Source organism: Streptomyces sp. NPDC126497 (assembly GCF_040302425.1).
Classification (GTDB): Bacteria; Actinomycetota; Actinomycetes; order Streptomycetales; family Streptomycetaceae; genus Streptomyces.
Map to the genome: position 1 here is coordinate 1 of NZ_JBEORT010000180.1, position 5,533 is coordinate 5,533.

The window sequence follows — 5,533 nt, forward strand, 5'->3', positions numbered from 1 at the left end:
CGCCCGCCGCGGCCGGCGCCGCGGTGCCGCCGCCCGCCCCGTACTACGTGCAGAGCGCGACGACCGGGTTCAACGCCGCCGACGCCTCGGGGGCGGTCGAGCAGCACCGGCCCCGCGGCGACGAGGACCACCAGCGGTGGAACCTGCGCGCCGACGGCACCCTGGAGAACACCGACAGTCCCGGCACCTGCCTCGGCCGGGCCGGCGACCGGGCCCGGACCGTCTCCTGCGCGAGTTTGGAGGCGCACTGGGAGATCGCCCCCGCGGGCTTTGACCGCTACACGTTCACCGTCCCCGGCACCGAACGCCGCCTCACCGTCGCCCCGAGGACCCCCGGCGCCGTCCATCCCGTCCCGCTCGCCGTCGGCACCGGCACGGGAGACCTCGCCACCTGGTACCTGACCCCCGTCGACCCGGTCACCCGCCCCGCGCCGCCGTGGGAGCGGCGCACCCTGGACCAGGTCACGTTCCTCACCGCCCACAACGCCTACGCCAACGGCGTCGACGGCGGGTTCGCCCCGCCCTTCGTCGACCTGTTCCCCAACCAGAACCGCGGCATCGGGCGTCAACTGGCGGACGGCGTCCGAGGGTTCATGCTGGACGTCCACCAGACCCCGGACGGCGCGATCCTCTGCCACACCAGCTGCACCCTCGTCCGCCGACCCGTCGCCCTGTGGGTCGACCTGCAGCGGATCGTCGACTTCCTGCGCGCGCACCCCGACCAGTTCGTCACCGTCTTCCTGGAGGACCACGTCGATGCGGCGGTCCTGCGCGCCGAACTCGCCCGCGTCCAGGGGCTGGCGGACGTGCTCTACCGGCCGGACCGCACCGGCGTCCGGGAGCACGGCTGGCCGACCATGGGGGAGCTGGCCGCCGCCGGACGACGGCTGCTGATCTTCACCGACCACGGCCGCGACGCCGACCGGGCCGCCGGGCTGACCCGTGACTCCTTCGGCGTGATGTACCAGCGCGAGTGGACCGTGGAGAACTTCTGGTCCATGGGCCCGGGGGTCGGCGCCTCGGACTGGTCCTGCCACAGCCGCTGGTACGACGCCGGCACCGACCTCCCGCTGACCCGCACCGAGCCCGGCTTCCGCCCCCTGTTCGTCATGAACCACTTCCGGGACACCACGATCGCCTCCACCGCCGGCACGGACAACTCCAAGCTGGCCGACCGCGCCCGCCGGTTCTGCCTGCCGGCCGCCCGCAAGAAGCCCACCTACCTCGCCGTGGACCGCTACGACCTCGGCGACCCCGCGGCCGCCGTCACCGCCCTCGACGCCCACGTGTATCCGTAGCCGTCCCGCCACTCCCGCTCCGGGGCCTCCTCGGAGCGGGAGTGGCGCACCCGGCGGTTTTACGTATAACCTCTCCGGTCAATCCCCTGCGAGAGGTCACGATGAGACGCATTCCGCTGGTCACCCTCGTCGTCGACGACTACGACGAGGCGATCCGCTTCTTCACCGGGGCCCTCGGCTTCCGGCTCGCCGAGGACGCGCCCCGGCCGGACGGCGGCCGCTGGGTCGTCGTCGAACCGGACGCCGGGCACGCCGGTGCGGGGCTGCTGCTCGCCCGCGCCCGGGGGGACGCCCAGCGGGCCAGGGTCGGTGACCAGACCGGCGGACGCGTGGGCTTCTTCCTGCACACCGACGACTTCGCCCGCGACCACGCCCGCATGGCCGCCGCCGGTGTGACCTTCCTGGAGGAGCCGCGCCACGAGCCCTACGGCTCGGTCGCCGTCTTCCAGGACCTGTACGGCAACCGCTGGGACCTCCTCCAGCCCGCCGACTGAACCTTCCCCCGCCGCTTCGAACCGTTCGTACGAGGAAGATCCACGTCATGACCGCTACGCGTGTAGACGCCGAACTGATCCGCCGCCTCCCCAAGGCCGTCCTGCACGACCACCTCGACGGCGGGCTGCGCCCCGCCACCGTGGTGGAGCTCGCGGAGGCGGTCGGCCACACCCTGCCCACCACCGACCCCGACGAGCTCGCCGCCTGGTACGTCGAGGCCGCGAACTCCGGCGACCTGGTCCGCTACATAGCCACCTTCGAGCACACCCTCGCCGTCATGCAGACCCGCGAGGGCCTGCTGCGCACCGCGGAGGAGTACGTCCTCGACCTCGCCGCCGACGGTGTCGTCTACGGCGAGGTGCGCTACGCCCCCGAGCTGAACACCAGGGGCGGACTGGCGATGGCCGAGGTCGTGGAGACCGTCCAGGAGGGCCTCGCCGCCGGCATGGCCAAGGCGGCGGCCGCCGGGACGCCCGTCCGGGTCGGCACCCTGCTCTGCGGGATGCGGATGTTCGACCGGGTCCGCGAGGCCGCCGACCTGGCCGTCGCCTTCCGGGACGCCGGGGTCGTGGGCTTCGACATCGCCGGCGCCGAGGACGGCTTCCCGCCCGCCGACCACCTCGACGCCTTCGCGCACCTGCGCCGCGAGAACGTGCCGTTCACCATCCACGCCGGTGAGGCCCACGGTCTGCCCAGCATCCACCAGGCGCTCCAGGTGTGCGGCGCCCAGCGCATCGGGCACGGGGTGCGCATCACCGAGGACATCCCCGACCTCGGGGCCGGCAAGCTCGGCCGGCTCGCCGGCTGGATCCGGGACCGCCGGATCGCGCTGGAGATGTGCCCCACCTCCAACCTCCAGACCGGCGCCGCGTCCTCGATCGCCGAGCACCCGATCACCGCGCTGAAGGACCTCGGCTTCCGCGTCACCCTCAACACCGACAACCGTCTCGTCTCGGGCACCACCATGACGCGGGAGATGTCCCTGCTGGTCGAGGAGGCCGGCTGGACGGCCGAGGACCTGCGCACGGTCACGGTGAACGCCGTGAAGAGCGCGTTCCTGCCGTTCGACGAGCGCAACGCGCTCCTGCGGGACGTGGTCCTGCCCGGCTACGACGCGGTGCTCTGAACCAGCCCGCGCACATAGGCGGCCTGTCCCACGTGCTGCAGATCGTCGGACAGGACGCTGACCAGCCGTACGCCCAGGGTCACCGGGGGGTCCCAGCGTTCGTCGACGACGCGTTCCAGGTCCTCCGCGGTCAGTGCGCGCAGCGCCCCCAGCGTCTGCTCGTGCACCGCGTCGTAGTAGCCGGTCAGCAGGTCGCCGGAGCCGACCCGCACCCCGGCGACCTCCGCCGGGGTGTGGCCGTACCCGGTGTCGTGGCGGGGCAGGCCGAGCCCGAGGCGCTTCTCCCAGCCCCCGGCGAGCCACACCTGGTCGAGACCGAAGGCGTCGGCGACGTGGTCGTCCTGGACCCGGGTGAGGTGCCAGACCAGCCAGGTGACGGAGTTCGCGCCGGGGCCGGGCCGGGCGTTCAGCCCGTCGGGTCCCAGGCCCTCGACGGCGGCGTGCACCTCTTCGCGGATGCGGCCGAAGCCGTCGATGAGGATGTCCTTGGCATGCATGCCTCCACCTTGGCGCATCCGCGGCCCTCACGCGCCCCCTTCGTCCAACAGGGCCATCAGCGCCCGGGCCGCCGGGCTGGCGGCCCGCGGTGACGGCACCAGGGCGACGGTCTCGTACGCCGCCTCGTCGGTGTCCTTCAGCGGGAGCGCGGTGAGGGTCTGCCGCTTGTGCCGGAAGTGCCGCGGGACGACGGCGACGCCCAGGTTCTCGTCGACCAGGTCGAGCAGGCCGTGCACGTCGTTCACCTCCAGCGCCACCGTGCGCCGTACGCCCGCGGCGGCGAAGGCGGCGTCGGTGGCGCGGCGCGGGCCCCAGTCGGGGTGGAAGTCGACGAAGACCTCGTCGGCCAGGTCGCGCGGCGCGAGCGGCGCCCCGGCCCGCGCGAGCCGGTGGTCCGGGTGGCACAGCACGGTCATCGGCTCACTGGTCAGGGACACGGACCGCAACTGTTCGGAGTCCGCCTCCGTCCGGTAGGCGAAGGCCAGGTCCAGCCGTCCCGCCGCGACCTCCTCGGCCAGCGCGGCCGACCCCCACTGCCGCAGCCGGATCTCCACGTTCGGGTGGAGCCGCCGGAACGCGGCCAGCAGTCCCGCCACGTTCACCCCGGCGATGCACTGCTCCGTGCCCAGTGCGAGGGTCCCGCGCAGCACGCCCTGCACCGCGGCCACCGCCTCGTGCGCCGCCCGCACCTGTGCCAGGATGCGCTCGGCCTCGGCGAGCAGTGCCCGTCCGGCCTCGGTCAGCGTCACCCTGCGGGTCGTCCGGACGAACAGCGGCGTGCGCAGCTCCCGCTCCAGCGCGCGGATGGACGCGGACAGGCCCGACTGGGAGACCATCAGCCGTTCCGCCGCGCGGGTGAAGTGCCGGTCCTCGGCGACGGCGACGAAGTGCTGGAGGTGGCGCAGTTCCATGATTGAGAAGCGTATCCGCTGAATTCCATCGGATTCTTCTGTTGGACCACTGCCCGCAGGTCACGACAGAGTGGAGCGGTGGTTCGACGGAACCGCCGAGACGTGTGCCAACCCCTCTGGAGTCGCGTTGTACACCGCACACCCCGACCGTTACGCGGACATGCCCTACCGGCGCACCGGACGCAGCGGCCTGAAGCTCCCCGCGCTCTCGCTCGGCCTGTGGCACAACTTCGGTCCCGACCGTCCGGCCGGGACCCAGCGGGCCATCCTGCGCCGCGCCTTCGACCTGGGCGTCACCCACTTCGACCTGGCCAACAACTACGGGCCCCCGCCGGGCGCGGCCGAGTCCGCCCTCGGCGAGGCGCTGAAGGCGGACTTCGCGCCGTACCGCGACGAGCTGGTGATCTCCACCAAGGCCGGCTACCTGATGTGGCCCGGCCCGTACGGCGAATGGGGCAGCCGCAAGTACCTGCTGTCCTCGCTGGACCGGAGCCTGAGCCGGATGGGCCTGGAGTACGTGGACATCTTCTACTCGCACCGCTTCGACCCGGAGACTCCCCTGGAGGAGACGATGGGCGCCCTGCACACGGCGGTCCAGCAGGGCAAGGCGCTCTACGTCGGCGTGTCCAACTACTCGGCGGAGCAGACCCGTGAGGCCGCCCGCATCCTCGGCGAGCTGGGCACCCCGCTGCTGATCAACCAGCCGCGCTACTCGATGCTCGACCGGCGCCCGGAGGACGAGGGGCTGATGGACGCCCTGGACGAGCTGGGGGTCGGCTCCATCGCCTACTCCCCGCTGGAGCAGGGCGTGCTCACCGCGCGGTACCTCGACGGCATCCCCGAGGACTCCCGGGCGGCGAGCGACAGCCCCTTCCTGAACACCGACGCGCTCACCGGGGAACTGGTGGGCCGGCTGCGGACGCTCAACGAGATCGCCGCCTCGCGGGGCCAGAGCCTGGCGCAGATGGCGCTGTCCTGGGTGCTGCGGGGCGGCCGCCTGACCTCCGCCCTGGTCGGTGCGAGCAGCCCCGGGCAGCTGGAGGACAGCGTGGCGGCCACCCGCAACCTCGACTTCACCGAGGACGAACTCTCCCGCATCGACGCCGTCGGGGTTGGGGTTGGACCCCCCCCCGGGCGGGGCGGGCACCCCCTTAGGCCGGGCCCGGCCCGGCCCCCCCCCCCCCCGGGCCCGCGCCGGGCCGCCC

The 5,533-nt window shown here is 73.2% G+C and carries 6 protein-coding genes; 4 read left to right on the forward strand and 2 right to left on the reverse strand.

Features of this window, described 5'->3' with window-relative positions; all coding sequences use genetic code 11:
- The 3 genes from ABTY20_RS34655 to ABTY20_RS34665 form a co-directional block, all read left to right on the forward strand.
- Positions 1-1,298, forward strand: a 1,298-nt coding sequence (locus ABTY20_RS34655) for a phosphoinositide-specific phospholipase C-related protein (protein WP_352001124.1), incomplete at its 5' end; no start/stop codon positions are given.
- 101 nt (positions 1,299-1,399) lie between these two features.
- Positions 1,400-1,792: a VOC family protein gene (locus ABTY20_RS34660; protein ID WP_352001125.1), complete on the forward strand. Its 393-nt coding sequence runs from the start codon at positions 1,400-1,402 to the stop codon at positions 1,790-1,792.
- Between the two features lie 47 nt (positions 1,793-1,839).
- Positions 1,840-2,919, forward strand: coding sequence for an adenosine deaminase (locus tag ABTY20_RS34665; RefSeq protein WP_352001126.1), 1,080 nt, complete (start codon positions 1,840-1,842; stop codon positions 2,917-2,919).
- On the opposite strand, the gene ABTY20_RS34670 is transcribed toward ABTY20_RS34665, so the two are convergent.
- The gene (locus ABTY20_RS34670) at positions 2,901-3,416 is read right to left on the reverse strand and encodes a mycothiol transferase (protein WP_352001127.1); all 516 of its coding nucleotides are present in this window, start codon (positions 3,414-3,416) and stop codon (positions 2,901-2,903) included. The genes ABTY20_RS34665 and ABTY20_RS34670 overlap by 19 nt on opposite strands.
- 27 nt (positions 3,417-3,443) lie before the next feature.
- Positions 3,444-4,328 (reverse strand): LysR family transcriptional regulator, encoded by an 885-nt coding sequence (locus ABTY20_RS34675; protein ID WP_352001128.1) that lies wholly within the window; start codon positions 4,326-4,328, stop codon positions 3,444-3,446.
- 127 nt (positions 4,329-4,455) lie between these two features.
- On the opposite strand from ABTY20_RS34675, the gene mgrA reads away from it, so the two are divergent.
- On the forward strand, positions 4,456-5,533 hold a 1,078-nt coding region (gene mgrA / locus ABTY20_RS34680), incomplete at its 3' end, for an L-glyceraldehyde 3-phosphate reductase (RefSeq protein ID WP_352001129.1).

Bases quoted from the DNA above. Each gene is read 5' to 3' on its own strand.
- ABTY20_RS34660 (WP_352001125.1), top strand. From the start codon at position 1,400: ATGAGACGCATTCCGCTGGTCACCCTCGTCGTCGACGACTACGACGAG.
- ABTY20_RS34675 (WP_352001128.1), bottom strand. From the start codon at position 4,328: ATGGAACTGCGCCACCTCCAGCACTTCGTCGCCGTCGCCGAGGACCGG.
- ABTY20_RS34670 (WP_352001127.1), bottom strand. From the start codon at position 3,416: ATGCATGCCAAGGACATCCTCATCGACGGCTTCGGCCGCATCCGCGAA.
- ABTY20_RS34665 (WP_352001126.1), top strand. From the start codon at position 1,840: ATGACCGCTACGCGTGTAGACGCCGAACTGATCCGCCGCCTCCCCAAG.